25 protein-coding genes and 1 tRNA gene are annotated in these 25,198 nt (G+C 53.8%); 6 read left to right on the top strand and 20 right to left on the bottom strand.

The genetic code is table 11. The features are described 5' to 3' along the window. Positions 1 to 188 precede the first annotated feature (188 nt). Positions 189 to 968: a glycosyltransferase family 2 protein gene (locus tag IEW12_RS09310; protein WP_188565797.1), complete on the top strand. Its 780-nt coding sequence runs from the start codon at positions 189 to 191 to the stop codon at positions 966 to 968. 32 nt (positions 969 to 1,000) lie between these two features. Here IEW12_RS09310 and IEW12_RS09315 read toward each other — a convergent pair whose 3' ends face one another. The 11 genes from IEW12_RS09315 to IEW12_RS09365 form a co-directional block, all read right to left on the bottom strand. Next, complete coding sequence (locus IEW12_RS09315; protein WP_229751021.1) at positions 1,001 to 2,929, bottom strand: methyl-accepting chemotaxis protein; 1,929 nt, start codon at positions 2,927 to 2,929, stop codon at positions 1,001 to 1,003. 264 nt (positions 2,930 to 3,193) lie between these two features. Beyond that, complete coding sequence (locus tag IEW12_RS09320; protein WP_188565798.1) at positions 3,194 to 3,601, bottom strand: DUF4148 domain-containing protein; 408 nt, start codon at positions 3,599 to 3,601, stop codon at positions 3,194 to 3,196. Positions 3,602 to 3,953: 352 nt separating this feature from the next. Continuing rightward, positions 3,954 to 4,337 (bottom strand): MerR family transcriptional regulator, encoded by a 384-nt coding sequence (locus tag IEW12_RS09325; RefSeq protein WP_188565799.1) that lies wholly within the window; start codon positions 4,335 to 4,337, stop codon positions 3,954 to 3,956. Between the two features lie 8 nt (positions 4,338 to 4,345). Then, positions 4,346 to 4,699 carry an integration host factor subunit alpha gene (locus IEW12_RS09330; protein ID WP_503826890.1) on the bottom strand — a complete coding sequence of 118 codons (354 nt, stop codon included), beginning with the start codon at positions 4,697 to 4,699 and terminating at the stop codon, positions 4,346 to 4,348. 215 nt (positions 4,700 to 4,914) lie between these two features. After that, positions 4,915 to 7,341: a phenylalanine--tRNA ligase subunit beta gene (pheT, locus tag IEW12_RS09335; RefSeq protein WP_188565801.1), complete on the bottom strand. Its 2,427-nt coding sequence runs from the start codon at positions 7,339 to 7,341 to the stop codon at positions 4,915 to 4,917. Between the two features lie 74 nt (positions 7,342 to 7,415). Continuing rightward, positions 7,416 to 8,432, bottom strand: coding sequence for a phenylalanine--tRNA ligase subunit alpha (pheS, locus tag IEW12_RS09340; protein WP_188565802.1), 1,017 nt, complete (start codon positions 8,430 to 8,432; stop codon positions 7,416 to 7,418). A gap of 222 nt (positions 8,433 to 8,654) precedes the next feature. Continuing rightward, positions 8,655 to 9,014 (bottom strand): 50S ribosomal protein L20, encoded by a 360-nt coding sequence (gene rplT / locus IEW12_RS09345; protein ID WP_188565803.1) that lies wholly within the window; start codon positions 9,012 to 9,014, stop codon positions 8,655 to 8,657. 28 nt (positions 9,015 to 9,042) lie between these two features. After that, positions 9,043 to 9,240, bottom strand: coding sequence for a 50S ribosomal protein L35 (gene rpmI, locus IEW12_RS09350; RefSeq protein WP_188565804.1), 198 nt, complete (start codon positions 9,238 to 9,240; stop codon positions 9,043 to 9,045). 164 nt (positions 9,241 to 9,404) lie between these two features. After that, complete coding sequence (gene infC / locus IEW12_RS09355) at positions 9,405 to 9,941, bottom strand: translation initiation factor IF-3 (RefSeq protein WP_188565805.1); 537 nt, start codon at positions 9,939 to 9,941, stop codon at positions 9,405 to 9,407. Between the two features lie 43 nt (positions 9,942 to 9,984). Beyond that, positions 9,985 to 11,892, bottom strand: a complete 1,908-nt coding sequence (gene thrS / locus IEW12_RS09360; RefSeq protein WP_188565806.1) for a threonine--tRNA ligase — start codon at positions 11,890 to 11,892, stop codon at positions 9,985 to 9,987. A 213-nt stretch (positions 11,893 to 12,105) separates the two neighbouring features. Then, a tRNA-Val gene (locus tag IEW12_RS09365) sits at positions 12,106 to 12,182 on the bottom strand. Positions 12,183 to 12,441: 259 nt separating this feature from the next. On the opposite strand from IEW12_RS09365, the gene IEW12_RS09370 reads away from it, so the two are divergent. Continuing rightward, entirely contained in the window at positions 12,442 to 13,407 is a 966-nt protein-coding gene (locus tag IEW12_RS09370; RefSeq protein ID WP_188565807.1) for a cation diffusion facilitator family transporter, read from the top strand. 12 nt (positions 13,408 to 13,419) lie between these two features. Here IEW12_RS09370 and IEW12_RS09375 read toward each other — a convergent pair whose 3' ends face one another. From IEW12_RS09375 to IEW12_RS09385, 3 genes are all read right to left on the bottom strand, one after another. Further along, positions 13,420 to 15,657, bottom strand: a complete 2,238-nt coding sequence (locus tag IEW12_RS09375; protein WP_188565808.1) for a RelA/SpoT family protein — start codon at positions 15,655 to 15,657, stop codon at positions 13,420 to 13,422. Between the two features lie 5 nt (positions 15,658 to 15,662). Beyond that, positions 15,663 to 16,013 carry a RidA family protein gene (locus tag IEW12_RS09380; RefSeq protein WP_188565809.1) on the bottom strand — a complete coding sequence of 117 codons (351 nt, stop codon included), beginning with the start codon at positions 16,011 to 16,013 and terminating at the stop codon, positions 15,663 to 15,665. 91 nt (positions 16,014 to 16,104) lie between these two features. Continuing rightward, positions 16,105 to 16,968 carry an alpha/beta fold hydrolase gene (locus tag IEW12_RS09385; protein WP_188565810.1) on the bottom strand — a complete coding sequence of 288 codons (864 nt, stop codon included), beginning with the start codon at positions 16,966 to 16,968 and terminating at the stop codon, positions 16,105 to 16,107. Between the two features lie 191 nt (positions 16,969 to 17,159). On the opposite strand from IEW12_RS09385, the gene IEW12_RS09390 reads away from it, so the two are divergent. Continuing rightward, positions 17,160 to 17,951, top strand: a complete 792-nt coding sequence (locus IEW12_RS09390; protein ID WP_188565811.1) for a 3-hydroxybutyrate dehydrogenase — start codon at positions 17,160 to 17,162, stop codon at positions 17,949 to 17,951. 142 nt (positions 17,952 to 18,093) lie between these two features. Next, on the top strand, positions 18,094 to 18,642 hold the full coding sequence (locus IEW12_RS09395) for a DUF3617 domain-containing protein (RefSeq protein WP_188565812.1): 549 nt from the start codon (positions 18,094 to 18,096) through the stop codon (positions 18,640 to 18,642). Positions 18,643 to 18,715: 73 nt separating this feature from the next. Here IEW12_RS09395 and IEW12_RS09400 read toward each other — a convergent pair whose 3' ends face one another. Continuing rightward, complete coding sequence (locus tag IEW12_RS09400) at positions 18,716 to 19,357, bottom strand: CoA transferase subunit B (RefSeq protein WP_188565813.1); 642 nt, start codon at positions 19,355 to 19,357, stop codon at positions 18,716 to 18,718. Positions 19,358 to 19,378: 21 nt separating this feature from the next. Continuing rightward, the gene (locus tag IEW12_RS09405; RefSeq protein WP_188565814.1) at positions 19,379 to 20,077 is read right to left on the bottom strand and encodes a CoA transferase subunit A; all 699 of its coding nucleotides are present in this window, start codon (positions 20,075 to 20,077) and stop codon (positions 19,379 to 19,381) included. 198 nt (positions 20,078 to 20,275) lie between these two features. On the opposite strand from IEW12_RS09405, the gene IEW12_RS09410 reads away from it, so the two are divergent. After that, positions 20,276 to 20,836: a LuxR C-terminal-related transcriptional regulator gene (locus IEW12_RS09410; RefSeq protein ID WP_188565815.1), complete on the top strand. Its 561-nt coding sequence runs from the start codon at positions 20,276 to 20,278 to the stop codon at positions 20,834 to 20,836. 90 nt (positions 20,837 to 20,926) lie between these two features. Here the strand turns inward: IEW12_RS09410 and IEW12_RS09415 are convergent, their stop codons facing one another. Both IEW12_RS09415 and IEW12_RS09420 read right to left on the bottom strand, forming a co-directional pair. After that, positions 20,927 to 21,391, bottom strand: coding sequence for an acyl-CoA thioesterase (locus IEW12_RS09415; RefSeq protein WP_188565816.1), 465 nt, complete (start codon positions 21,389 to 21,391; stop codon positions 20,927 to 20,929). Continuing rightward, a complete protein-coding gene (locus IEW12_RS09420) occupies positions 21,388 to 22,164 on the bottom strand; it encodes an SDR family oxidoreductase (RefSeq protein WP_188565817.1) in 777 nt (258 codons plus the stop codon). Before IEW12_RS09420 ends, IEW12_RS09415 begins: the two co-directional genes overlap by 4 nt. Before the next feature lie 422 nt (positions 22,165 to 22,586). On the opposite strand from IEW12_RS09420, the gene IEW12_RS09425 reads away from it, so the two are divergent. Next, positions 22,587 to 24,209, top strand: coding sequence for an electron transfer flavoprotein-ubiquinone oxidoreductase (locus IEW12_RS09425; RefSeq protein WP_188566759.1), 1,623 nt, complete (start codon positions 22,587 to 22,589; stop codon positions 24,207 to 24,209). 96 nt (positions 24,210 to 24,305) lie between these two features. On the opposite strand, the gene IEW12_RS09430 is transcribed toward IEW12_RS09425, so the two are convergent. Then, a complete protein-coding gene (locus IEW12_RS09430; protein WP_188565818.1) occupies positions 24,306 to 24,890 on the bottom strand; it encodes an NUDIX domain-containing protein in 585 nt (194 codons plus the stop codon). Next, entirely contained in the window at positions 24,887 to 25,198 is a 312-nt protein-coding gene (locus IEW12_RS09435) for a DUF2818 family protein (protein ID WP_188565819.1), read from the bottom strand. The genes IEW12_RS09430 and IEW12_RS09435 overlap by 4 nt, the downstream gene beginning before the upstream one ends.

Here is a 25,198-nt window from a genome sequence, read left to right on the forward strand (position 1 = left end):
CCGTTTTCTGCACTAGAGCATGAATAATCATAGGCTACGAGGATAGCACTCCGGGCCTGGGCAGGCAATTTTAGCGCAGCACGGGAATTATCCGGTAAACTAGGCTACGACTGCCGGCAGGCGTCATATTGATTACCTGGCGCACGTTTTAGTGCTCCTATTAATGGCCATATTTTCGGAGCACCAGCATGTTTACCGTCATCATACCTACCCATGACCGCCCTCTGCTATTGCGCCGTACCTTGCAGTCGCTTATTGCGCAAACCTACAAGGATTTCACGGTGGTGATCGTGGCGGATTCTTCCGGCTACCTGCCCCCGTATGAAGAGTTGGCACAGCTGACAGGCCGCTATGTGTATGTGATACGCAGCGGCATAGGCGGCCCGGCAGAGAGCCGCAACATGGGTCTGTCGCTGGTCAAATCCCGTTATGTGATATTCCTGGATGATGACGATACCTTTGAGCCTGGCCACCTGCAGGCTTTGGCTGACGGCATAGGCGACTCCTCGCCGGAAATCCTGTTTTGCGATTTCAAGATACTCAACGAAGACCGCACGGTATCGCCGCCGCAGTATCTTTCCACGATGGATGTATCCATCGCCGATGTCACGCAAAATAGCGTGTATGTGCGCAACCGCATTCCGAACAGCAGCCTGGTGTATGACAGCCGCATCGTCATGCCGGTCAAGTACGATACCGATCTGATCATTTACGAAGACTGGGATTTCCTGCTGGATTGTCTGAAGGGTCGCACGCTGGGCTACTTACCGATCAACTCGGTAGTCATCCACAAGAGCAGCGCCACCGCGCCCGAAAATATGCGCAGGGGGAATACGCACGATGAAAAAATCATCGAAGTGATGCTGCACCTGTACAAAAAACATCCGGCACCGAATGCAGAAACGCGGCTGGCACGACAAGCACTGCTGGCCGGTGCCGGAGTGAGCTTGCCGCTGGAACACTTCTAAACTTTCCACCTCGGAACTGCAGGCGGCAGGCCCTATGCTGCGCCTATCCTTAATGGCCGCGCACTTGCTGCAGCAGGCATCAACACCTGCGCTTGATCCAGCTTGAATACGCTGACTACCTGGGCCAGATTGGCAGCCTGATCCTGCAGTGATTGCGCTGCAGCTGCAGCCTGCTCCACCAGCGCCGCATTTTGCTGGGTCGCGTTATCCATTTGCGTAATCGCCTGGTTGATTTGTCCTATGCCCTCGCTTTGCTCGTGGCTGGCAGCAGCGATCTCGCCCATGATGTCGGCAACCTGTTTTACCGACGTGACTATCTGCTCCATCGTCACGCCAGCCTGGTCCACCAGCTTGCCGCCCAGATCGACCTTGTCCACCGAATCACCGATCAGCTCTTTAATTTCTTTGGCCGCACTTGCAGAGCGCTGCGCCAGGTTACGCACTTCTGAAGCCACTACCGCAAACCCGCGTCCCTGCTCGCCTGCCCGCGCCGCCTCCACTGCCGCATTTAGCGCCAGGATATTGGTCTGGAAGGCGATGCCATCGATGACGCCGATGATATCCACGATCTTGCGTGAACTATCCTTGATCGACCCCATGGTATTCACCACTTGGCCCACGACTTCGCCGCCTTTCACCGCGTAGTCTGAAGCGGAAACGACAAGCTGGTTCGCCTGCCGCGCATTGTCGGCATTTTGTTTTACGGTGGCCGTCAGTTCATCCATCGTCGCCGCTGTTTCTTCCAGGCTGGAGGCCTGGTCTTCGGTGCGGGAAGACAGATCAAGGTTGCCGGCTGCGATTTCGCTGGAGGCAGTTGCGATGGTGTCCGTGCTGCTACGTACTTCGCTGATTGTACGGTTCAGCGATGACACAAAGCGATTGAAGGAATCGGCCAGCGCGCCAATTTCATCTTCAGATTCCACCTGCATGCGGCGGCTGAGGTCGCCATTGCCATCGGCAATTTCACCTAGCATATTGGCAGCACGCGCCACCGGCGCGGCAATCGCCCGGCTGATCAGGAAAATTACGAACAGGCCTATGCCGCCGCCCACCAGGCCGGCCACCAGCGCAGACACGGCCGCCGATTTCATCACACTGCCCAGCACTTCTGCCTCCGGCACTTCGGCGATCACATAGGCATTCAATTCCGGCACAAAAGAGGATGCAACGATCTGCTTGCCGGACGGCGCCGAATAGGTGGCGCTGGTGAATTTTTCACCGCCCAGCAACTTGCCGCTGAGCTCCTGGCTGTATCCGGGCAAGTCTTTCAGGAAGTGCTTGCCGTCAACCAGAACGGGATCCTTGTGAATCAACAGACTGCCATTGGCGCGGACCAGATAAACGTAACCGGATTTACCTACGTGATAGCTGCGTATCGTGTTGGCCAGCTCGTCTACCGACAAACCCAGGCCGGCAATGCCCGATTTGCCCTCGCCCGCTTCAAAGCGGAAATTAATGAACAGCATATAGACGCTGGAGCTGACGTCCTTGTCGATATCCAGCGTATAAGGCTTGCCGCCTGACAGGAAGCCGTAAAACCACTGGTCATTGGCGCTGGCTTTATCCAGCGTGCGATTCAGCCCCGCCTCGGTAAAATATTTGCCGGTGGCGGCAGACACCCAGAATACCGTGGCCGCCTTGGCTTTATCCTTGATCTGTTTGGTATAGCGCTGCCAGTTTGCCAGGCCCTCATCCGGCAGGCCGGCGTTTTCCCAATCCTGCAGATAGGTGTTGTTGGCAATGCCCTTGGACAGCGCCAGCGGCTCTGCAATCTGGCGCAGGATGTCATTGCGTATCTCGCCCACCACGGCCGGAAGTTCTTGCTGCACTACCCGCTCACGGATGCCATTGCCGGTCATCGTGATACTCAAGGTCGTGGAGATAATCAGGAAGATCAGCAGGCATAGACCCATGCTGAGCATCAGCTTCTTTTGTATGGAAAAACGGCGCAGAAAATTCAAGCTAGCCCCCTGTGAGATAGAAGCGCTGATGCAAAAAGGTGTTTTACAGTATGGGGTTTTGCTTATGAATCGGCAATGTTCAGAGGCTTGCCTGTGCAGGATTCATACAAATAGTAATAATCATATGCAGCAAACCACCTGTGACGGCAAGTATGTTATGAGTATCGGTACGCTGGCATGGAAAGCAAAAGCAAAATAAAAACGGGCCGCATCAGCGGCCCGTTTCCAGCTATTTCTTTTGATACCCGGCGTTACAGCCTTAAATCATTTTTTCGGGATATCTATGTTTTCATTGGCTTTGGCCGCAGCCTTGGCTTCCGCTTTCACTTCAGCACGGGGCCTGCTGTTGGCTTTGTCCGCTTTTTTCACTGGCAAAGGATCGAGGTCGAGGTTTTTATCCAGCTCGCCTGTTTTACGGGCCGCTTTCACATCCGCTTTCACCTCGGCACGGGAATTACCGGAGCCTTTTGGTGTTTTTTTCGGTGTGTCAGGCACATCGACATTCTGATTCAACTCCCCGGACTTGGCCGCAGCCTTGGTTTCAGCTTTTACTTCTGCACGGGTTTTACCGGGCTTGGCGCTGGCCGAAGCATCTGCAGATGCCTGGGCGAAAGCTGGCAAGCTGACTGCCAGTGCGAGAGGAATCGCCAGCAATGGCAAAATTCTTTTCATCATCATTCTCCTGTCGTTGGATTAGACAAATTGCACTCCTCAAGTGTTGAGTACAAGTCTTTATATCATAAATACAAAACAGATACGCCCCTCCAAAGGGGTGGGTATGCTCAGTTTGCGACAATAAACCCAGATATTTCCAAATTCTCCCGTATCGCGCGAAAATTTGTCTTTTTATTAAAAATTGGAAGGCGAGCCGAATTACCTGAAGGATATAAGCAAATAATAAGAGCGGAATGGCAGTCCGACCGAAAGGTCATGACGGGGTTGACGCGTAAAAAAAAGCCAAGGGGAAAGGACTTGCAGAGTTTAGAAAATACCCTTTGCCGAGCGGCAAAGGGTACAAGCAAGCTTATTTTGTCAGCAAAGACAGGATGGATGTGAGCTCGCTGCGTATCGCAACCAGGTTCAACGGCGGGCTTGCTGTATCGTCAATCTGGTCGTCATTGGCACTGCTGCCATTTACATGCATATTGAGCTTGTTGCGGGCGCCATTGATGGTGAAACCCTGCTCATACAAAAGCTCGCGTATGCGGCGTATCAGCAGCACTTCATGATGCTGATAATAGCGCCGGTTGCCGCGGCGCTTGACCGGTTTCAGCTGGGTAAATTCCTGCTCCCAGTAGCGCAACACATGCGGCTTAACGCCGCACAGGTCGCTGACTTCACCGATGGTGAAATAACGCTTCGCCGGAATCGGCGGCAAAACAAAAGCTTCTATCTTAGTTTCGCTCATAGATTAAATCAGGCAGCGTGGGCAAGAGGTTCATTACCGACTTCATCCACCATGCCCTTTAGTTTTTGGCTGGCGTGGAAGGTAACAACGCGGCGCGCTGTAATGGGAATTTCTTCGCCGGTTTTAGGATTGCGGCCGGGGCGCTGCGGTTTGTCGCGCAACTGGAAGTTGCCGAAGCCGGACAGTTTGACGGCCTCGCCTCTTTCCAGCGCATTGCGGATTTCGTCAAAGAAGGTTTCCACCATATCTTTGGCTTCGCGTTTATTCAAGCCCACTTGCTCGAAAAGCAGCTCTGCCAACTCGGCCTTGGTCAAGGTCGGCAGTTCTTTTTCGGCTTGTGAGCGCGCTTTGGCTTCACGCATCGCACGGTTCAAATCTGCATCCAGAACCGATTGAAGCTCAGCGGAAGTCACGTCATTCATTATTTTCAATCCCTACTTACTTATTAATTCAACAGCGCCCACTCCAGATACAACCAGGTTCAGCGCACTATTGAAGCAGGCTCTCGGCCTTTTATCTATTGATCCGACTTATTGATTCGGCTTATTAAAACAGGCGCGAACCAAGTCTCCCCCTATCAACGCATTCTTGCAGCACACTTGGCAGTTGCAACAGCGACAAAAGCGGCCATTGCGGCTTCTACTTTATCGTCTTGCAAGGTACTTTGAGTATCTTGCAAGGTAAAGCGGAAAGCAAGACTTTTTTCGTCATTTTCCAAACCCTTGCCGCGATATTCATCAAATAAAACAACGGCTTGCATGATTTTACACGCTTCGCTGGAACTTGCCTCAGCGGCGAAGGCATCCAGCAAATCCTGGGTGGAGATTGCCTGCTTGACCACCAATGCCAGATCGCGTGTCACGGCCTGGAATTTGGATATTTCGCGGTAAGCGGGTACTTGCATGGACTGCAAAGCCGCCGTATCAACCTCAAACACGACCGGAGCCAAAGGCAGGTCATACTTTTGTTGTAGGCGCGGGTGCAATTCACCGATCACGCCGACGGCTTGCCCATCGCACTCTATGCGCGCGGAACGGCCCGGATGCAGGGCTGGATGCTCCGTCTTGATGAAGCGCAATACGCGCGGTGCAAACAATGCTTCCAGATCCGCTTTCACGTCGAAGAAATCAACGTTACGCGTGTCCTGGCCCCATTGCTCATCTGCTACCGGACCATAGGCCAATGCTGCCAGACGCTTGGGCTGGTTGTAACCAGCCACCGTCAACGGGCCGTCAGGCACATTGTTGTCGCGCAAATAAACAGCGCCGATCTCAAACACGCGCACGCGGTTGAGCTTGCGGTTCAGGTTATAGCGGGCATTCGCAACCAGGCTGGCCACCAGGCTGGAGCGCATCACACTCATCTGGCTGGCGATAGGGTTCAGCAGCTTGATAGGATTGGTATTGCCGGCGAAATCTTTTTCCCAGGCTTCTTCGACGAAACTGAAGTTGACCACTTCCTGATAATCCAGGTCGGCAACCTGGCGGCGCACGGTGAATAGCGAACGGTGATTTTCCGGCGCGATCAACATGGTATTTGCAGCCACAGGCGGCAAGGCCGGGATGTTTTCAAAACCATACACGCGGGCGACTTCCTCGATCAGATCTTCTTCGATTTCTATATCGAAGCGATAGGATGGCGGCGTCACCAGGAATTCTCCTGCTGTCTGCGTAAATACCAGTCCCAGACGTGTGAAAATGTCGGCAATGACCTCGTCCGTCAACGGCACGCCAATGACCTTCACCGCACGCGCGGTACGCAGCTTGACAGCCGGGCGTTGTGGCAGGTTGACGATATGGTCGTCTACCGGACCGACCGTTACTTGCCCTGCACCGCCGCAGATTTCCACGATCAGCGCGGTGATGCGCTCGATATGCTCCACGGTAGTAGCGAAGTCCACGCCGCGTTCAAAGCGGTGCGCCGCATCGGTAGAGAAGTTATATTTGCGTGCCCTGCCCTGTATCGCCTGCGGCCACCAGAATGCTGCTTCCAGATAGATGTTCTGCGTGTCCAGTGTCACCGCAGTGGAATCGCCGCCCATAATACCGGCCAGCGATTCAATTTCTTTGTCGTCGGAAATAACGCCGACCCAGTCATCAACAGCAACAGTATTGCCGTTCAGCAGCTTCAACGATTCGCCCGGCTTGCCCCAGCGCACATCCAGCCCGCCATGGATCTTGTCCAGATCGAATACATGGCTAGGACGGCCCATTTCCAGCATCACATAATTGGAAATATCCACCAGTGCCGAGATCGGACGCTGACCGCTGCGTTCCAGCCTTTGCTTCATCCAGTCCGGGGTTGGCGCCTTGGCATTCACACCGCGTATGATACGGCCACTGAAACGGCCGCACAGGTCGGGCGCGGAAATTTTCACCGGCAATTTGTCTTGCAGGGTAACTGCCACTTCGCGTACTTCAGGCAAGGTCAGCGGCGTGCCTGTCAGCGCGGAAACTTCGCGCGCAACGCCCAGCACGGACAGGCAATCTGCCTTGTTCGGTGTCAGCTTGATCGTGAACTTCAGGTCGTTCAGCTGATAGTAATCGCGGAAGTTCTGGCCTACCGGCGCGTCTGCCGGCAAGTCCAGCAAGCCGCCGTGGTCTTCAGACAGTTTCAATTCGCGAGCAGAGCACAACATGCCTTGCGATTCAACACCGCGCAACTGGCCAAGCTTGATTTCAAAGGCCTTGCCGTCTTCGCCTGGAGGCAACACTGCGCCCACCATCGCGCAAGGCACTTTCATGCCCACGCGCACATTCGGCGCGCCGCAGACGATATTCAGGATGGTGCCGGTACCGACATTGACCTGGCAGACATTCAGCCGATCAGCATTCGGGTGCTTGGCGATCTCCAGGATTTCAGCCACAACAACATTGGAGAACGGAGGAGCGACAGGATCGATGTCCTCTACTTCCAGTCCTGACATAGTCAGCAGGTGCGACAGTTCATCCGAAGTCATCTTCGGATCTACCATGGTACGGAGCCAGTTTTCGGAAAATTGCATAATTCAGCCGTGGAAATGTGCTTGTTTTATAGATCGCGGTCCTGCAGTAAATTTCACTGCAGCCGCGGATTTATTTAATTGAATTGCTTCAGGAAGCGCAGGTCGCCTTCATAGAACAGGCGCAGGTCGCTGATGCCGTAACGCAGCATCGTCAGGCGCTCCAGGCCGGAACCAAAAGCAAAACCTATGAACTTGTCCGGGTCCAGGCCCATGTTCCTGACCACCGTAGGATGCACCTGGCCGGAGCCTGATACTTCCAGCCAGCGGCCTTTCAGCGGACCGATGCCGAAGGCAATATCGATCTCTGCGGACGGTTCGGTAAAAGGGAAATACGAAGGACGGAAGCGCACTTGCAGATCGTCGGTCTCAAAGAAGGCCTTGACGAAATTCAGGTACACGCCTTTCAGGTCGGCGAAGCTAATGTCTTCTGCAATCCACAAGCCTTCTACCTGATGAAACATCGGAGAATGCGTTGCGTCGCTATCTACGCGATAGGTACGACCAGGTGCGATGACCTTGATCGGCGACTGGTTCATGCGCGCATAGCGCACCTGCATAGGGCTGGTGTGCGTGCGCAGCAGCAGTTGCTTGCCGTCGGAATCTTTGCCGTCGATGTAGAAGGTATCCTGCATGGAACGAGCAGGATGGTTTTCCGGGCTGTTCAGCGCAGTGAAGTTGGTCCAGTCGGTTTCAATCTCAGGGCCGTCGGCCACGTCAAAACCGATGGAGCGGAAAATTTCTTCCACGCGCTGCCAGGTACGCATGACAGGATGGATGCCGCCCATGCCGCGGCCGCGGCCCGGCAGGCTGACGTCGATCGCTTCTGCATTCAGGCGCGTCTGCATCTGCGCATTGGCCAGCGCTTCGCGCCTGTCGGTCAGCGCGTTTTCAATTTGTTCCTTGATGGCATTGATGATGGCGCCTTGCGCCTTGCGCTCGTCGGGAGCCAGCTTGCCCAGGCTCTTCATTTGCTCGGTAATTTGCCCGGTCTTGCCCAGGTATAGCGCTTTCGCATTTTCCAGGGCAGCAGCGTCCTGGGCAGCAGCGAAATCTGCACGTGCTTGAGTTACGAGATGGTCTAAGGGATTCATGCGTTTTTTCCCGCTGAAGGGAGCTGAAAACAAAAAGTTGTTGAGAAATTAGCCTTAACTAGCATTAACGCTGTCGGCAAGGAGAATGTCTCAATAGCCTGATGTACCGCTCGGACAGGGCACTATAGTGATCTGAAAATAAAACGGGGCATAGGATTCAACCTCTGCCCCGCTCACTGATTGCCGGCGCACGCAAGGTGCATCGGCATCTAATAACAACAATTACGCAGCCAGGTTAGCCTTAACTTGATTAACAATCGCAGCAAACGCTGGTTTGTCCATCACTGCCATATCGGCCAGGACTTTACGGTCCAGTTCGATAGAAGCTTTTTTCAGGCCGTTCATGAACACGCTGTAAGTCATGCCATGTTCACGGGTTGCTGCATTGATACGGGTAATCCACAGTGCGCGGAATACACGTTTTTTGTTACGACGATCACGGTATGCATATTGACCAGCGCGCATAACTGCTTGCTTGGCAATACGGTATACCTTGCTACGGCGACCACGATAGCCTTTGGCTAAGTCGAGGACTTTCTTATGACGGGCACGAGCTGTAACCCCACGTTTTACTCTAGGCATAGTAACTCCTTAAATATTGAGTATGAGGTTAAGCTGTTGGCATCATGCGAGTTACGGAAGCCATGTTTGTATCATGGACACCGACTGCACCGCGCAACTGACGTTTGTTTTTGGTAGTTTTCTTAGTCAAGATGTGGCGTTTGAAAGCCTGACCACGTTTGACAGTTCCACCTGGACGTACACGGAAGCGCTTTTTCGCGCTGCTTTTCGTCTTCATTTTTGGCATAACACTATCTGTCTATTACGACAGCTCCACTTTTAACATGATTGTAGGTGGCAACGATTACGATGCGCTTGGATGCCTACTCTCACTTGTTGGGCAATGAAATCTAGTCCATCGCCATTCGGACAGTTGCGATTTTCATCGCAACGATCACAAATCTTTTCTGTTTACTTCTTCTTCTTAGGCGCCAGAATCATGATCATCTGACGGCCTTCCATCTTTGGAAACTGCTCTACCTGGCCATACGGTTCCAGATCAAGTTTCAGACGTTCCAGCATACGCATACCGATTTCCTGGTGGGCCATTTCACGGCCGCGGAAACGCAAGGTAATCTTGGTCTTGTCGCCATCGTCCAGGAATTTGGTCAGATTACGCAATTTGATATTGTAATCGCCATCATCCGTACCTGGGCGGAACTTGACTTCCTTGACCAGAATGACTTTTTGCTTCAGCTTGGCTTCGTGCGCCTTCTTCTGTTCCTGGTACTTGAACTTGCCGTAATCCATCAGACGGCAAACAGGCGGCTGGGCAGTTGGCGCTATTTCAACCAGATCAACGTTGGCTTCTTCGGCCAGACGAAAAGCTTCTGCCAGTTTAACGATGCCTAAAGGCTCATTCTCAACGCCGCTCAGGCGCACTTCTAGCGCAGTAATTTCACCGTTGATGCGATGTGACTTGTCAGTAGCTATTGTAGTTTCCTTCAAAAATTAAATAAATTGGCTGCGCTTCCTCGCCAGGCTTATCCGGTCAGGCCTTGGTGTCGATCTCGTTTTTCAGACGATCTACCAGGGCATCCAGAGGCATTGCCCCCAGGTCCAGATTACCACGCGTACGCACAGCCACTGTGTTTGCATCCCTCTCCTTATCACCGATAACGATGATATAAGGCAGTTTTTGAACGGAATGCTCGCGTATTTTATAGGTAATCTTCTCGTTACGCAAATCCAAATGCACTCTAAACCCTTGTTTCTTCAGGTTTTCTGCTACTGATTTGGCGTAATCGGCCTGTGCATCCGAGATATTCAGCACGACGATTTGTACAGGAGACAACCATAACGGCATCGCACCGGCATGATTTTCTATCAAGATACCGATAAAACGTTCCATGGAGCCAACAATCGCCCTGTGCAACATCACTGGCACTTTGCGGGAGTTGTCATCCGATACATATTCTGCATCCAAACGGCCAGGCATGGAGAAATCGACCTGCATGGTACCAACCTGCCAAGGGCGGCCAAGGCTGTCCTTCAGGTGATATTCAATCTTGGGACCATAGAACGCACCTTCACCCGGCAACTCTTCCCAAGTGACGCCGCATTGGCGCAATGCAGAGCGCAGAGCCTCTTCCGCAGTGTCCCAGACTTCGTCGGAGCCGATGCGGTTATCCGGACGCAGTGCGATCTTGATAAAGATGTTTTCAAAACCGAAATCAGCATATACCTTCATCGCCTGCGGATGGAAAGCAGTTACCTCAGCCAAAATCTGTTCTTCAGTACAGAAGATATGGCCGTCATCCTGGGTAAAGCCGCGCACGCGCATGATGCCGTGCAAAGCGCCGGAAGGCTCATTGCGGTGGCATTGGCCAAACTCGCCGAAACGCAAGGGCAATTCGCGGTAGCTGCGCATATTGGAATTGAAGATCTGCACATGGCCTGGGCAGTTCATCGGCTTCAACGCATAGTGGCGATTTTCCGACTCAGTGGAGAACATGTTCTCGCGATAGTTTTCCCAGTGGCCAGTACGCTCCCACAAAGTGCGGTCCAGAATCTGCGGGCCCTTGACTTCCTGGTAGCCGCAATCCTGATATACCTTGCGCATGTATTGCTCAACCTGCTGCCAGATAGTCCAGCCCTTTGGATGCCAGAAAATCAGGCCCGGAGCTTCGTCCTGGAAGTGGAACAGGTCCAGCGCCTTGCCCAGCTTGCGGTGGTCGCGTTTTTCCGCCTCTTCCAGCATATGCAGGTAGGCTTCCAACTCCTCCTTCTTGGCAAACGCAGTACCGTACACGCGTTGCAGCATCTCGTTCTTGGAGTCGCCACGCCAGTAAGCGCCCGCCAGCTTCATCAGCTTGAACACTTTCAGTTTGCCAGTGGATGGCACGTGCGGGCCGCGGCACAGATCAGTGAAATTACCCTCTGTGTACAGCGACACATCCTCACCTTGCGGGATGGAACCGATGATCTCGGCCTTATACGCCTCGCCTATCGATTTGAAGTAGGCAACAGCTTCATCGCGCGGCAATACCTTGCGAGTAACAGGCTCGTCTTTCTTGGCCAGCTCAGCCATTTTCTTTTCAATCGCGACCAGATCGTCCGGAGTAAACGGGCGCTTGTACGAAAAATCGTAGTAGAAGCCGTTTTCAATGACCGGACCAATAGTGACCTGGGCTTCAGGGAACAATTCTTTCACTGCGTAAGCCAGCAAGTGCGCTGTGGAGTGGCGAATGACATCCAGGCCATCCGCATCCTTATCAGTGACGATGGACAGATCCACATCGTTTTCGATCAGGTAAGAGGTATCAACCACTTTGCCGTTGACCTTGCCGGCCAATGCCGCCTTGGCGAGACCGGCGCCGATACTGCCGGCCACCTGGGCAACAGTAACTGGCGCTTCAAATTGACGCTGCGAACCATCTGGAAGTCGGACTGAAATCATTTTGCTCTCCATGCCAGCAATGTAAGTTTGCTGAAAAACACTACTGAAAAAATGCGGACGAAAAAAAACGCGGCATAGCCGCGTTTTTTTCAATACATACAAACGAAAAAGAACCTCGACTAGCGTCGCTCACAAGTTGCAGTGATCGTAGTTCGCGGTGTCATAACCATGATGCCTTTCTCGCTCTTATGTAATAAATTACAAAATAAATTCTGGTGGGCGGTGCAGAATTCGAATCTGCGACCCCTTGGATGTCGACCAAGTATTCTAACCAGCTGAACTAACCGCCCGAAGAGCCGAAACTATAGCAAAGATCACCAGTCGCGTAAAGTTTTTTTAGGCAATTTTTAATAAAATATTTCCCCAAACACCAGTACCCACCCCAATTTGCTCATTATTTCGGCAAAAATAGTAAGGCAGAAAATGTGGATTTTCATCAGCATTTCACTTTAAACAGCTAAACTATTGCGAACTATGCAGGCCATGCATTCCAATTTCAAACCCAGACTAGCTGACCGCGCCTCACACAGATAGTCGACCTCACGATCCATGCACGCAAAACCCTCTACCGATCAAAGTACCGAACTGCATGCGCACCGCCACGGCGATGCCGAGCATAATCATTTCTTCGAACATCGCAGCCAGGCAGTGCTGGCATGGGCGCTCGCCCTTACGCTGGGCTTTGCGGGCGTGGAAGCTGCCTTCGGTTTCTGGTCCAATTCTTTGGCGTTGATTTCCGACGCCGGCCATATGGTGACAGATGCCGCAGCCCTGGGTCTGGCGCTGCTGGCGCAGATCATCGCCAAGCGACCGCCGACGGCGAAAAATTCTTTTGGCTTTGGCCGTGCAGAAGCGCTGGCAGCTTTCGTCAACGGCCTGGCCATGCTGATGGTGGTAGGATGGATCAGCTTTGAGGCGGTGCAGCGCCTGTCCCAGCCTGAAGTCGTGCAAGGCGGCGCAGTTATGCTGGTGGCCAGCATAGGCCTGGTGATCAATCTCGTGGTTGCCTGGGTTCTGTCGCATGACAAGGAAAGCGTCAATACCAAAGCCGCTCTGGTGCATGTGATGGGCGACTTGCTTGGCTCGGTAGCCGCCATCGTTTCCGGTGCAGTGATCTATTTCACCGGCTGGATGCGGATCGATCCGCTGCTATCCATTTTCGTGTCGCTGCTGATCCTGAAATCCACCTTGGGCGTATTGATGGAGTCTTATCACTTCCTGATGGAAGGCGTGCCGCACAAGATAGACTATCTGCAGGTTGGCCAGGACCTGACGACCATAGACGGTGTGCTATCCGTGCATGACTTGCATGTATGGGAAATGTCACCGGGATTTCCGGCGCTGATAGGCCATCTGGAAATACGCGACCTGCAAACATGGCCCGAAATACTCGGCAAGGTTAAAACCATGCTATTAGAGAAGCACGGCATTGACCATATCACGCTACAGGCGGAAACACCGCCCATGGTAGAGGACCGCGAAACCTGGGTTCACTCTATTGCAGGAAAGCCGTAAACCTAAAACCTACTACTGCCTGCGCACTTCCAGCACACCGCTCACTTCACTGATCACCGTCAGTGCTTTTTGCAATTGCGAAGTGCCGCCAATCTCTGCGGTGAACGACATGCGCGCCTGTGATTTGGCGCTCTGCGTATTGACGCCGATCACATTGATTTTTTCACGGGAAAATACTTCGGAAATATCCCGCAGCAAACCCTGCCTGTCCTGCGCCAGCACGAAAATATCCACCGGATATACCGTTTCCTTGCCGTGATCTCCCCAGGTAGTCTGGATCACGCGCTCGGGCGCCTTGTTGCGCATTTCCGCAAAATTCTTGCAAGTCAGCCTGTGGATGGAAACACCCTTGCCCCGCGTGACGAAGCCGACGATTTCATCCGGCGGCGCCGGCTTGCAGCAACGCGCCAATTGCGTCATCAAGCCTTCGGTACCGACCACCAGCACGCCGGACTTGGCGCCCTGCGTGACACTGGAGGCGCGACTCTTGTTGGTGATGCTGAGCTCATCCGGTTCCTGCTCGGTACCGGTATCGCGCAGCAGGTTCTCTATCTGGCGCAGACTGAACTCATCCTTGCCCACCGCGAGGAACAACTCATCCAGCGCGCCAAAGCCCAGCCTTTGCGCCAGCTCTTCCAGATTGATCGCAGTCTTGCCCTCGCGCTGCAAGGTTTTTTCCACCAGGGCACGGCCATTGGACAGGGTTTCCTGCTGATCTATCGCATTGAACCAGGCGCGGATTTTGGTCCGCGTGCGGGTGCTGGCGGAATAGTCGGTATTGAGCCAGTCGCGCGATGGGCCGGCTTGGTTGGAACCGCTCTTGAGCGTGATGATCTCTATCGTCTGGCCATTTTTCAAAGGCGTATTCAGCGGCACCATTACATTGTCTACACGTGCGCCGCGGCAGCGATGGCCGACATCAGTATGCAGGTGATAGGCAAAATCAACGGGGGTGGAGCCGGAAGGCAGCTCTATGACCCGCGCCTGTGGCGTCAGCACATAGATGCGGTCATCCAGGGTTGCCGATTTCAGCTTCTCTACCCATTCGCGCTGCAATTGCTCTTCGCCGACCACACTGTCGGCCACTTCTGTTTTCCAGGCCAGCAATTGCCTCAGCCAGGCAATTTTTTCATCGTATTCTTGCGCGGAAAAATTGGACCCGCCGCTTTCCTTGTAGCGCCAGTGGGCGGCAACGCCATATTCCGCGAACTGGTGCATTTCACGTGTACGTATCTGCACTTCCAGCGGACGGCCGTCTTCCACCACAACGACCGTATGCAGAGATTTGTAGCCATTCGGCTTGGGGCGCGAAATGTAATCGTCAAATTCCTTGGGAATCGGTGCCCACGCATTGTGAACGATGCCCAGCACGGTATAGCAATCCTTGACGTCATCGACAATGACGCGGAAGGCGCGCACATCGTAGAGCTCATCAAAATTGACATCCTTGCCCTTCATCTTTTTCCAGATGCTGTAGATGTGCTTGGGCCGGCCGCTGACCTCGGCCTTGATGCCGGAAATCTTCAGCTCCTTGTTCAGGCGCTCAATCGCAGAGATGACAAAGCTCTCGCGTTCCAGGCGCTTTTCTTCCAGCATCTTGGCAATGCGCTTGTATTGCTCCGGCTCCAGGAAGCGGAAAGACAGATCCTCCAGCTCCCACTTTAGCTGCCATACGCCGAGGCGGTTGGCCAGCGGCGCATACAGATCCATGGTCTCGCTGGCGTATTGCTGGGCAGCGCCGTCTGCGCGCTTGGTTTCCGCAAAGAAGCGCAAGGTAGTGACCCGTGACGCTAGGCGCACCAGCACCACGCGCATGTCGGTTGCCATTGCCAGCACCATCTTGCGCAGGGTTTCCATCTGCGTGGAAGCTTTTTCCGCTGCGTTCTTGCCGCGGCCGACTTCCTGCTGTGTTAATGCGGCTTCACGCAAGCGCATCAGGCGGCGTATGCCGGATACCAGATCTGCAATCTCCCGGCCAAACTTGGCCTCTATCTGCTCTGCCGCCAATGGCGCCAGTTCAGGCAACTCGAATAGCAAACCTGCGATGCGGGTATCAACATCCGTGCGCAGCATCGCCAGCGTAGAGACGACGCCCTCGACAAATTGCAGGGCATTCTGCTGCGTGACGACCTGCTTGGTCGCATATAGCGGGACGACAAACTGCAGCGCCTCGTAGACGCGATCGCATTCCGCTTCCGACAGGCCTTCCAGCAGTTGCGACTGGGAGGCCATTGCCAATGTTGATACCATAGTGTTTATTTCTGTGCGGCAGTGACGACGATTTCTATCAGCAATTCAGGCCTGACCAATTGCGCCTGCACGGTTGCGCGCGGCGGCGTATTTCCGGCCGGTACCCAGGCATCCCAAATTTCATTCATGATGCTGATATTTTTGGCGTCGGTGATATAGATCTGGCACATCAGTATCTGCGACTTGTCGCTACCGGCCTCTGCCAGCAACCTGTCTATATGCTCGAGCACCTCGCGCGTCTGGCCGGCGAAATCCTGGCTGGTATCGTCGGCAATCTGCCCTGCCAGATACACGGTGTTGTTGAAGATTGCCACTTCCGACAATCTTGGGCCTACGTGCAAACGCTGTATATTCATTATTCTCTAACTCGTTTCATCGCGTATTGACGATGCTATTGCAGCGCCCGTCAAACGCCTTAATTTAGGTATTTATAGGTACTTATAGGTATTAAGCCAGCAAAAAATCTTTAACTATTTCAATCTGGTCCTGATGCACAAAGGTTGGCGCATGCCCCACGCCAGCAATTTCCACCAGCTTGGCCTTAGGGCCGCGCTGCGTCATTTGCTGCGCCACTTCCGGGCTCAGTAAATCCGAGTCGCCGCCGCGTATCAGCAAAGTCTCGCAGCGTATCGCATCGTAAGCGCCCCACAATCCCAGTTGGGCAGCCGTTGCCATCTCCGGCGTGGTGGCCTTGATCGGCACCGCCAGACCCAGGTCATAATGGCGTATCCACTGCCCCTCATCATTTTGCTTCAGCACATCAGTTGCCAGTTTATGCCACTCTGCATCACTGTGGGGGCCAAACGACAAGGAAATGGCCTTGATATATTCTGCAGCCTGTTCAAAGCTGGCAAAACGCACATCCTGACCTATGTATTCGGCAATGCGGGCAATCGCGCCGGCATTGATGGTGGGGCCGACATCGTTCAGCACCAGCTTCCTGATCGGATTATCCGGCACGGCGGCCAAGCCCATGCCTATCAGCCCTCCCATCGAAGTTCCGACCCAATCCACGACCTCGGCGTCGGCACGCGCCAGCAGCGTGACCATGTCGCTCACATACTGGGGGATCTGGTAGTGCATGGGATTGCGCAGCCAGCCGGACTTTCCGCGCCCTACGATATCGGGACAAATTACCCGGTAAGCATCGCTCAACGCAGGGGCCAGTACATCAAAATCGTCGGCCACCCGGGTAACGCCATGCACGCAGATCAATACTTTGCTATTGCGCGGATCGCCCCACTCCTTGTATGAAAGCTGGTGCAATCCTGAAGGAGAAAGACACTGGACCGACTTGCGCTGAGCTTGCATGGATAAACCTTTCAAGGTGCTGCTGCAAAATCTGGGAAGCCGCCCCGCCAACCCCGCGAGATCAGCCCCAGCCTAGTAGTTTTACTATTGCTTGCACCCCGACATTTTACCGGTCGTTGCGCTTAAAATCATTGATGACTTTGTCATAAGCATATATTTTAACTAAATTGCAATCATTCAGGAGATTCACGGTGGGCAACACTCTCAAAGGAAAAACGGCACTGGTTACAGGATCCACCTCGGGCATAGGTCTGGGTATAGCGCGATGCCTGGCGGCCGAGGGCGCCAACATCCTGTTCAATGGCTTTGGCGACATCAAGGAAATCGAGGCGCTGCAAGCTGCCACGGCTGCAGAATTCGGCATACAAACGGCTTATCACAATGCCGACATGAGCAAAGCGGCAGAGATCGAAGCCTTGATGCAATTTGCCGAGCAGAAATTCGGTGCTGTCGATGTGCTGGTCAACAATGCCGGCATACAGTATGTCGCGAACATAGAAGATTTCCCGGTAGAAAAATGGGATGCGATCATCGCGATCAATCTGACATCTGCCTTCCACACTACCCGTTTGGCACTGCCAAAAATGAAAGCCAGAAACTGGGGACGCATCATCAACGTCGCTTCCGCGCATGGCTTGGTCGCCTCTGCGCAAAAATCGGCCTATGTCGCAGCCAAACATGGTCTGGTGGGCTTTACCAAGAGTACGGCACTGGAAACAGCGCAAACCGGCATTACCTGCAATGCGATCTGCCCTGGCTGGGTATTGACACCGCTGGTACAAAAACAGGTGGATGACCGCGCCGCCAGGGAAAATATCTCCAACGAAGCGGCAAAGAAAGCGCTGCTGGCCGAGAAACAGCCATCCGGCGAATTCGTCACACCAGAACAACTGGGCGGGCTGGCCGTGTTCTTTTGCAGTGCAGCGGCGGATCAGGTGCGCGGTGTCGCATGGAATATGGATGGCGGCTGGGTCGCCCAGTAAACTAGCCCCTCGGGAAATACCGGCGTGCAAGCGGTATTTCCTGTCGGCAGTTGCCGGCTCCGGCTGATAGGCAAGGAAAGTAGAACGTTGTATATTGCAGTGTCTGCAGCGTCCATCGCAATGAACTTCCAAGGAGACCGGCATGAAAACACCAGGAATCTCGCTTACCCTGCCCTTGCTATCGCTGGCCCTGTTTGCCGGCAGCAGTTATGCGGCCGGCATCAAGCCCGGCCTGTGGGAAATGACAGTGGCGGTCGATCCCAAGCAGGCGGAGATGATGGCAAAAATGTCGAAATTGACGCCTGAGCAGCAGGAACAGATGAACAAGATGGGTATTAAGCTGCCGCAGATGCAGGGCAACTCGATGGTGCACAAGGTGTGCCTGACCAAGGAAATGATAGAGCGCGATCAACCGCCGGTGATGTCCAAGGAACAGTCGATGTGTCAGCCCAAGAATTTTTCCAAAAGCAGCAGCGGGTATTCCGTCGACATCATTTGCGACAGCCCGGACTTCAAGGGCAGCGGCACTTCGCGCGGTACCTTTGTAAACCAGGAGAGCTTCACTTCGGTCTACGACTTCAAAGGTACGGCCCGCGGCAGACCCATTACGCAGCACAATGAAAGCAGCGCCAAATGGCTGGGGGCCGATTGCGGCGATGTAAAACCTATGGATCCCAGCGCAAAAAAATAAAATAAAATAACCGTAAAAAAACGCCCGAGCATGTGCCGGGCGTTTTTACTTCAAGCGTTTGCTGCAAACCTGATCAGGCTACTGCGCTAACGTCAAGTTTCGCTTCTGTCTTGGCGACGATCTCTTCTTTCGTTACGCCAGGTGCCAGCTCTACCAGCTTCAAGCCTTTTGGCGTGACATCGATGACGCCAAGGTCGGTCACGATACGGTTGACAACACCGACACCGGTCAGCGGCAGGTTGCATTTGTTCAGTATCTTGTGCGCATCGCCCTTGGCAACGTGCTCCATCAACACCACCACGCGGCCCACGCCTGCTACCAAGTCCATCGCGCCGCCCATGCCTTTGACCATCTTGCCCGGTATCATCCAGTTGGCCAGGTCGCCGGTCTCGCTGACTTGCATCGCACCCAGTATAGCCAGGTTGATCTTACCGCCGCGTATCATCGCAAACGAATCTGCGGAGCTGAATATCGATGAGCCCGGCAGGGTAGTCACTGTCTGCTTGCCGGCGTTGATCATGTCCGCATCGACTTCTTCTTCGGTAGGGAAAGGGCCTATGCCCAGCAAGCCATTCTCCGATTGCAGCCAGACTTCCATGCCTTGCGGCACATGATTCGCCACCAGCGTAGGCAAGCCTATGCCCAGGTTCACGTAAAAGCCGTCTTCCAGTTCTTTCGCCGCGCGTGCGGCCATTTCATCACGATTCCATGCCATGTCGGATCTCCTGCGTTCTTATTATGAAGGGCGAACAGTGCGCTGTTCTATGCGTTTTTCCGGACTAGCGTTCACGACGATGCGTTGAACGAAGATGCCGGGAGTATGGATCTCGTCAGGATCGAGCTCACCTATCTCTACCAGCACTTCAACTTCCGCTACGGTGATCTTGCCGGCCATAGCCACGTTAGGATTGAAATTGCGCGCAGTCTTGCGGTAGACCAGGTTACCCGCTTTATCTGCCTTATATGCTTTGACCAGCGACACGTCGGATACCAGCGCGCGTTCCATCACATACTGATGGCCGTCGAATTCGCGGATTTCCTTGCCGTCGGCAACTATCGTACCGACGCCGGTCTTGGTGAAAAATGCCGGGATACCGGCACCGCCTGCACGCAGCTTTTCAGCCAGCGTGCCCTGCGGCGTAAATTCCAGCTCCAGTTCGCCTGCCAGGTACTGGCGTTCGAATTCTTTGTTTTCTCCTACATAGGAAGAGATCATTTTCTTGATCTGGCGCGTAGTCAGCAGTTGCCCCAGGCCAAAACCGTCTACACCGGCGTTATTGGAAATTGCGGTCAGATTGCCGGCACCGCTATCGCGCAAGGCAGCAATCAACGCTTCCGGAATGCCGCACAGGCCGAAGCCACCTACAGCGATTGTCTGTCCGTCTTTTACTATATCTGCCAGAGCGGTTTTAGCATCAGGATATACTTTATTCATACCTGTCCCTTTTCGTTATTGTTGAATTCCTGGAGCCACCCCAAATATCCGTTTGCGTGAAGTCGACCGCTGGCAAGGAGAAGATTGGGGCATGGCAATTTTATCTATCGTACAGGATAAGATGCTACGCTATACTGCGCAATACCGTAAAAATACCTGACAATTCTTTCACCAAACCCTCGCCACCTTATCGACGACATGAACGCACCACAGGCTATCGATTTCGAATCCATATTCCAGTTCGCCCCGGTCGGCATGTGCGTATCCCAGAATCGCATCATCAGGGCTTGCAATGACGATCTGGCGCGGATGTTCGGCTATCAGAAGGAAGAATTGCTGGGGCAATCTTTCCTGGTCCTCTATCCTACACTAGATGAGTTTGAGCGTACGGGCGCCCGCATCACACCGATCATGAATGCCAAAGGCTATTACTCGGATGAGCGCATCATGAAGCGCGCCAACCAGGAATTATTCTGGTGCCATGTGTCAGGCAGGGGCTTGCATAAGGAGGATGCGCACGCAGAAGGAATCTGGACGTTTGAAGATTTAAGCTCCAAACGTCCGGTGACGGCGGAATTGACTCCGCGCGAGCGGGAAATTGCAGCGCTGCTGGTAGACGGCAAGACCAGCAAGCTGATTGCGCGGCAGATAGGCCTGAGCCCGCGCACGGTGGAAATGCATCGCGCCAAACTGATGCGCAAGTTTTCTGCGGCAACCTCCAGCGAACTGGTACACAAGCTGCTGGGCATCATTCGCTAAAGCCTGCCTGATATCTTGAACGAGGGCATGATCGAGGTGCATGCCGCCCGCCTGCAATAAATACAAACAGATTTTGCCGGTGAAAGAGAGTTACTTCTTTTTGCGGGTGATAGCCTTCAATTCCGCCAGTTTCTGGCGGATTTCATCCGGCAAAGGTGCGGATCTCTCGGTCTTCGCATCCACCCACACCACTTTGGCGCCGCCTTCCGCATATACAGCGTAGTTATTACTGACGCTGCGCATTTCCTGGATTGTCTCAAAGCTGCTGCGCCCTGCTTCCCCGATATAGGTGCAGACTTCCACCTGGTCGGGATATTTCAACGGCTTCTTGAAGGTGCAGTGCGCATTGACGATGACAGGGCCATTGCCGTTCTGATCCGGCAGGCAGCCCATCATCGACATCCACTCTATCCGCGCCTGCTCCATGAAACGAAAATAGACGGTGTTATTGACATGGCCCATGGCGTCCATGTCTCCCCAGCGGATGGGGATGGTGACGGTATATACCAGCTTTTTTTCCGTCACTTTGGCTTCGGCTGCTGGTGTCAGGCTCATTGCGCACTCATGCCGTCATCTGCCGTCACGATGGCGCCATTCAGGAAGCGGGACTCTTCTGCCGCCAGCAGCAACAGCAATCCATCCAGATCTTCCGGATTGCCCACGCGTTTGCGTGGCAGCATGTCGATCAGCTTTTGGCCTTGTTCGGTCGCAAAATGCTCTGCATTGATTTCAGTGGAAATATAGCCTGGACAGATGGCGTTCACATTGATGCCGTACTTGCCCCACTCTACCGCCATCGATTTGGTCATATGCACGACCGCGGCCTTGCTGACGCAATAAATACCTATCTGCGGCAATACGCGCAGACCGGCGACCGACGCGATATTGATGATGCGATGCTGCTTTTTAGGATCGCCCTTGTAGCGCGCTATCATGCGCTTTGCAGTTTCCTGCGCCACAAAAAAAGCGCCGCGCTGATTGGTGTCCATCACATAGGAATAATCTTCAGGCGTAACATCGATCAGCCTTTGCGTCGTAGAGACCCCGGAGTTATTGATCAGGATATCGATAGGACCGGCTTCGGTTTCGGCATGCGCAATCGCGGATTTGATGCTGGCGTAATCGGTCACATCCAGCGTCACCACATGGGCGGCACCGCCCTCTGCTTCGATCTCTGCACGCAATTCTTTCAGCCTGTCGATGCGGCGCGACGCCAACACGACCTGGGCACCAGCCTGTGCCAGTACTTTGGCGAAGCGGGCACCGAGGCCGCTGGAGGCGCCGGTTACCAGCGCGATTTTTCCTTCAAAATTGACTTCGATACCCATCTGATTCTCCAACTTATTATTCGAATGATTCTACTACTCTAAACGTCCGCTATGATGACATAGGCGACAACTCTATGTTTCAACAATTCATCCCGAAAAGCGTGTTTTTTTGTGGATACAGAAGCGACTACAACACGAATACCGCACTAAATTGCTGCATCCCGGCGAACGCTCTGCGATAATTCTAAAAGTTTTGCCGGGAGATCGAAGGGCAAGACTAACGACCGCGACATATAAATAGACGCATACAGACGCACAGCAGCCACATAAATAAGCACACCGCCGGCAGGCGCCCGCTTGCGAAATAAAGTCACAGCATATACCATGCTGACAGCAAATAAGCACGTTCGTTCGAAAATTATTAGAAAGCGATTATAGCCATGACACAAAGCCTCATAGAACAATTCGGCCCGCGCGACGCGATGGAGTATGACGTCGTCATCGTTGGCGGCGGCCCTGCCGGTTTGTCTGCTGCGATCAAGCTAAAACAACTCGCTGCCGAAAAGGGTAATGAGGTTTCCGTCTGCGTACTGGAAAAAGGCGGCGAAGTCGGCGCCCATATCCTGTCCGGCGCGGTGATGGATCCCAAGGCCCTGACTGAATTATTTCCCAACTGGAAAGAGCTGGGCGCACCGCTGAATACCGAAGTCACGGAAGACCGTGTACTTGTGCTGACCGAAACCAAGGCCTACAAGACGCCAAACTGGATGCTGCCTGCCTGCTTTGAAAACCATGGCAACTACATCGTATCCCTGGCCAACGTCACGCGCTGGCTCGGCCAGCAGGCAGAAGCACTGGGTGTCGAGGTATTCCCCGGCTTCGCTGCCGCTGAAATCCTGTATAACGAAGACGGTTCAGTCAAAGGTGTTGCCACCGGCAATATGGGCGTGAATCGCCATGGAGAACCATCCGATGCCTTCCAGCTCGGCATGGAACTGCATGCGAAGTACACCTTCTTCGCCGAAGGAGCGCGCGGCCACCTGGGCAAGCAACTGATGGCCAAGTATGACCTGAACAAGGGCAAGGACCCGCAATCTTATGGTATCGGCATCAAGGAACTGTGGGAAATCGATCCCAAACAGCATAAACCCGGCCTGGTGATTCACACTACCGGCTGGCCGCTGATGGATCAGTACAGCGGTTCCTTCCTGTACCACCTGGAAAACAACCAGGTCGCAGTCGGCTATGTGGTCGGCCTCGCGTATGAAAATCCTTATCTGTCGCCTTACGAAGAATTTCAGCGCTTCAAGACCCATCCGGAAATCCGCACCTTCTTTGAAGGCGGCAAGCGTATTTCTTACGGCGCGCGCGCGATTACCGCCGGCGGCCTGCAATCACTGCCCAAGCTGACCTTCCCTGGCGGCGCGCTGATAGGCTGCGACGCAGGCTTCCTGAACATGAGCCGTATCAAAGGCAGCCATGCTGCGATCAAGACCGGCATGCTGGCAGCAGAGGCCGCTTTTGAAGCACTGGGCGCCGGTCGCCAGTACGATGAACTGAGCACTTACACGACGGCCTTCGAACAATCCTGGCTTCATGAAGAGTTGCATATCGCGCGCAACGTGAAGCCTTTGCTGAAAAAAGGCACTTACGGTTCGCCACTGGTATGGATGGACCAGGTCTTGTTGCGCGGCAAAGCGCCATGGACTCTGCATCACAGCAAGGCGGATCACGAGGCCTTGAAACCGGCTTCGCAATTCCAGCCTATCGTGTATCCAAAACCGGACAACAAGCTGACTTTCGACCGCCTGTCCTCGGTATTTATTTCCAATACCAACCACGCGGAAGACCAGCCTATCCACCTGACGCTGAAAGATCCGAATGTGCCGGTAGGTATCAACCTGGAACAGTATGCCGGCCCTGAGTCGCGCTATTGCCCGGCTGGCGTGTATGAGTTTGTGAAAACGGATGCGGGTACAGATCGCCTGCAGATCAATGCGCAAAACTGCGTGCATTGCAAAACCTGCGATATCAAGGATCCGACGCAAAACATCGTGTGGGTCACGCCGGAAGGCGGTGGCGGACCGAACTATCCGAATATGTAAACAAGAAAAGCCGCTTCAACAGCGGCTTTTTTTATACAGATTTTCTTTCAGACCAGGGTCGACGCGACTATAAAATCAGGCCCACCCTACCCTCATCTACCACTTCTCTGCTAAGACCTTTTCCAGCCAGAATATGCCTATCACCGTTTTGACATCGGTGATCTTGCCGTTCCTTACCCATGCAAGCAAATCGGAAACAGGAGCCTTGAAGGTTTCCAGGAATTCGCCTTCATCCAGATCGGCCTTGCCTTCCGATAAACCGCGTGCCAGGAAAATATCCAGGTGCTCGTCCGAATAGGCAATCGCATTATGAATCGTGCACAGGTAACGCCAGTCCGTCGCGGTGTAGCCGGTTTCTTCCAGCAGCTCGCGCTTGGCGGTCACCAGTGACTCTTCGCCCGGATCGATTTTACCTGCAGGGAATTCGATAAAGACCTGGTCCAGCGGATAACGGTATTGGCGCTCCATCAGCACGCTACCGTCGTCAAACACCGGCAGGATGACGACAGCGCCGGGGTGTTTGATATATTCGCGGATCGTGGGTTTGCCATCCGGCAGCAACACCTGGTCTTGCTGCACTTTCAGGAAGTCGCCGTCATAGGCCAGACTACCGCCCTGCCGGACTTCGGCCAAGTGGCCATTTTCCGACGGACGCAAGTCCAGCTTATCCCTGATGCTCATACGTGTTTCTTTTTCAGATAACGAATGACGAAACCGGGAAAAGACAAGACGATGAACAGGCAGCCTGTCACTGCATAAAATTCCCAGCCCTGCTCAAAGCGGTTACCCGCATTGGATTCCAGCGCAAATGCGATGCCACCGACAATGAAGTAGAAAATGATCAGTTCCAGGAGGCGTACCGGCAGCGGCTTGCCTAAGGCAAAACCGCCGAGAGGAATCAGCGCGAACAGGCGCTCATTGAAGAAAGGCAGATTGGCGGCCAGCACCGCCAATAGTATAACTATCCAACTGGAGACCGAAACATCCAC

This window comes from Parundibacterium terreum, from assembly GCF_014636315.1.
Classification (GTDB): Bacteria; Pseudomonadota; Gammaproteobacteria; order Burkholderiales; family Burkholderiaceae_D; genus Undibacterium; species Undibacterium terreum.

Excerpts from the sequence above, each read along its gene's own strand:
- thrS (WP_188565806.1), bottom strand. The coding sequence starts at position 11,892 with ATGATTTCAGTCCGACTTCCAGATGGTTCGCAGCGTCAATTTGAAGCG.
- IEW12_RS09410 (WP_188565815.1), top strand. The coding sequence starts at position 20,276 with ATGAACGCACCACAGGCTATCGATTTCGAATCCATATTCCAGTTCGCC.
- rplT (WP_188565803.1), bottom strand. The coding sequence starts at position 9,014 with ATGCCTAGAGTAAAACGTGGGGTTACAGCTCGTGCCCGTCATAAGAAA.
- IEW12_RS09325 (WP_188565799.1), bottom strand. The coding sequence starts at position 4,337 with ATGAGCGAAACTAAGATAGAAGCTTTTGTTTTGCCGCCGATTCCGGCG.
- IEW12_RS09425 (WP_188566759.1), top strand. The coding sequence starts at position 22,587 with ATGGAGTATGACGTCGTCATCGTTGGCGGCGGCCCTGCCGGTTTGTCT.
- IEW12_RS09330 (WP_503826890.1), bottom strand. The coding sequence starts at position 4,699 with ATGCGTGAAGCCAAAGCGCGCTCACAAGCCGAAAAAGAACTGCCGACC.
- IEW12_RS09310 (WP_188565797.1), top strand. The coding sequence starts at position 189 with ATGTTTACCGTCATCATACCTACCCATGACCGCCCTCTGCTATTGCGC.
- IEW12_RS09370 (WP_188565807.1), top strand. The coding sequence starts at position 12,442 with ATGCACGCAAAACCCTCTACCGATCAAAGTACCGAACTGCATGCGCAC.
- IEW12_RS09405 (WP_188565814.1), bottom strand. The coding sequence starts at position 20,077 with ATGAATAAAGTATATCCTGATGCTAAAACCGCTCTGGCAGATATAGTA.
- IEW12_RS09400 (WP_188565813.1), bottom strand. The coding sequence starts at position 19,357 with ATGGCATGGAATCGTGATGAAATGGCCGCACGCGCGGCGAAAGAACTG.
- IEW12_RS09430 (WP_188565818.1), bottom strand. The coding sequence starts at position 24,890 with ATGAGCATCAGGGATAAGCTGGACTTGCGTCCGTCGGAAAATGGCCAC.
- IEW12_RS09420 (WP_188565817.1), bottom strand. The coding sequence starts at position 22,164 with ATGGGTATCGAAGTCAATTTTGAAGGAAAAATCGCGCTGGTAACCGGC.
- pheT (WP_188565801.1), bottom strand. The coding sequence starts at position 7,341 with ATGCAATTTTCCGAAAACTGGCTCCGTACCATGGTAGATCCGAAGATG.
- IEW12_RS09380 (WP_188565809.1), bottom strand. The coding sequence starts at position 16,013 with ATGAATATACAGCGTTTGCACGTAGGCCCAAGATTGTCGGAAGTGGCA.
- IEW12_RS09320 (WP_188565798.1), bottom strand. The coding sequence starts at position 3,601 with ATGAAAAGAATTTTGCCATTGCTGGCGATTCCTCTCGCACTGGCAGTC.
- rpmI (WP_188565804.1), bottom strand. The coding sequence starts at position 9,240 with ATGCCAAAAATGAAGACGAAAAGCAGCGCGAAAAAGCGCTTCCGTGTA.
- IEW12_RS09385 (WP_188565810.1), bottom strand. The coding sequence starts at position 16,968 with ATGCAAGCTCAGCGCAAGTCGGTCCAGTGTCTTTCTCCTTCAGGATTG.
- pheS (WP_188565802.1), bottom strand. The coding sequence starts at position 8,432 with ATGAATCCCTTAGACCATCTCGTAACTCAAGCACGTGCAGATTTCGCT.
- IEW12_RS09395 (WP_188565812.1), top strand. The coding sequence starts at position 18,094 with ATGAAAACACCAGGAATCTCGCTTACCCTGCCCTTGCTATCGCTGGCC.
- IEW12_RS09375 (WP_188565808.1), bottom strand. The coding sequence starts at position 15,657 with ATGGTATCAACATTGGCAATGGCCTCCCAGTCGCAACTGCTGGAAGGC.
- IEW12_RS09415 (WP_188565816.1), bottom strand. The coding sequence starts at position 21,391 with ATGAGCCTGACACCAGCAGCCGAAGCCAAAGTGACGGAAAAAAAGCTG.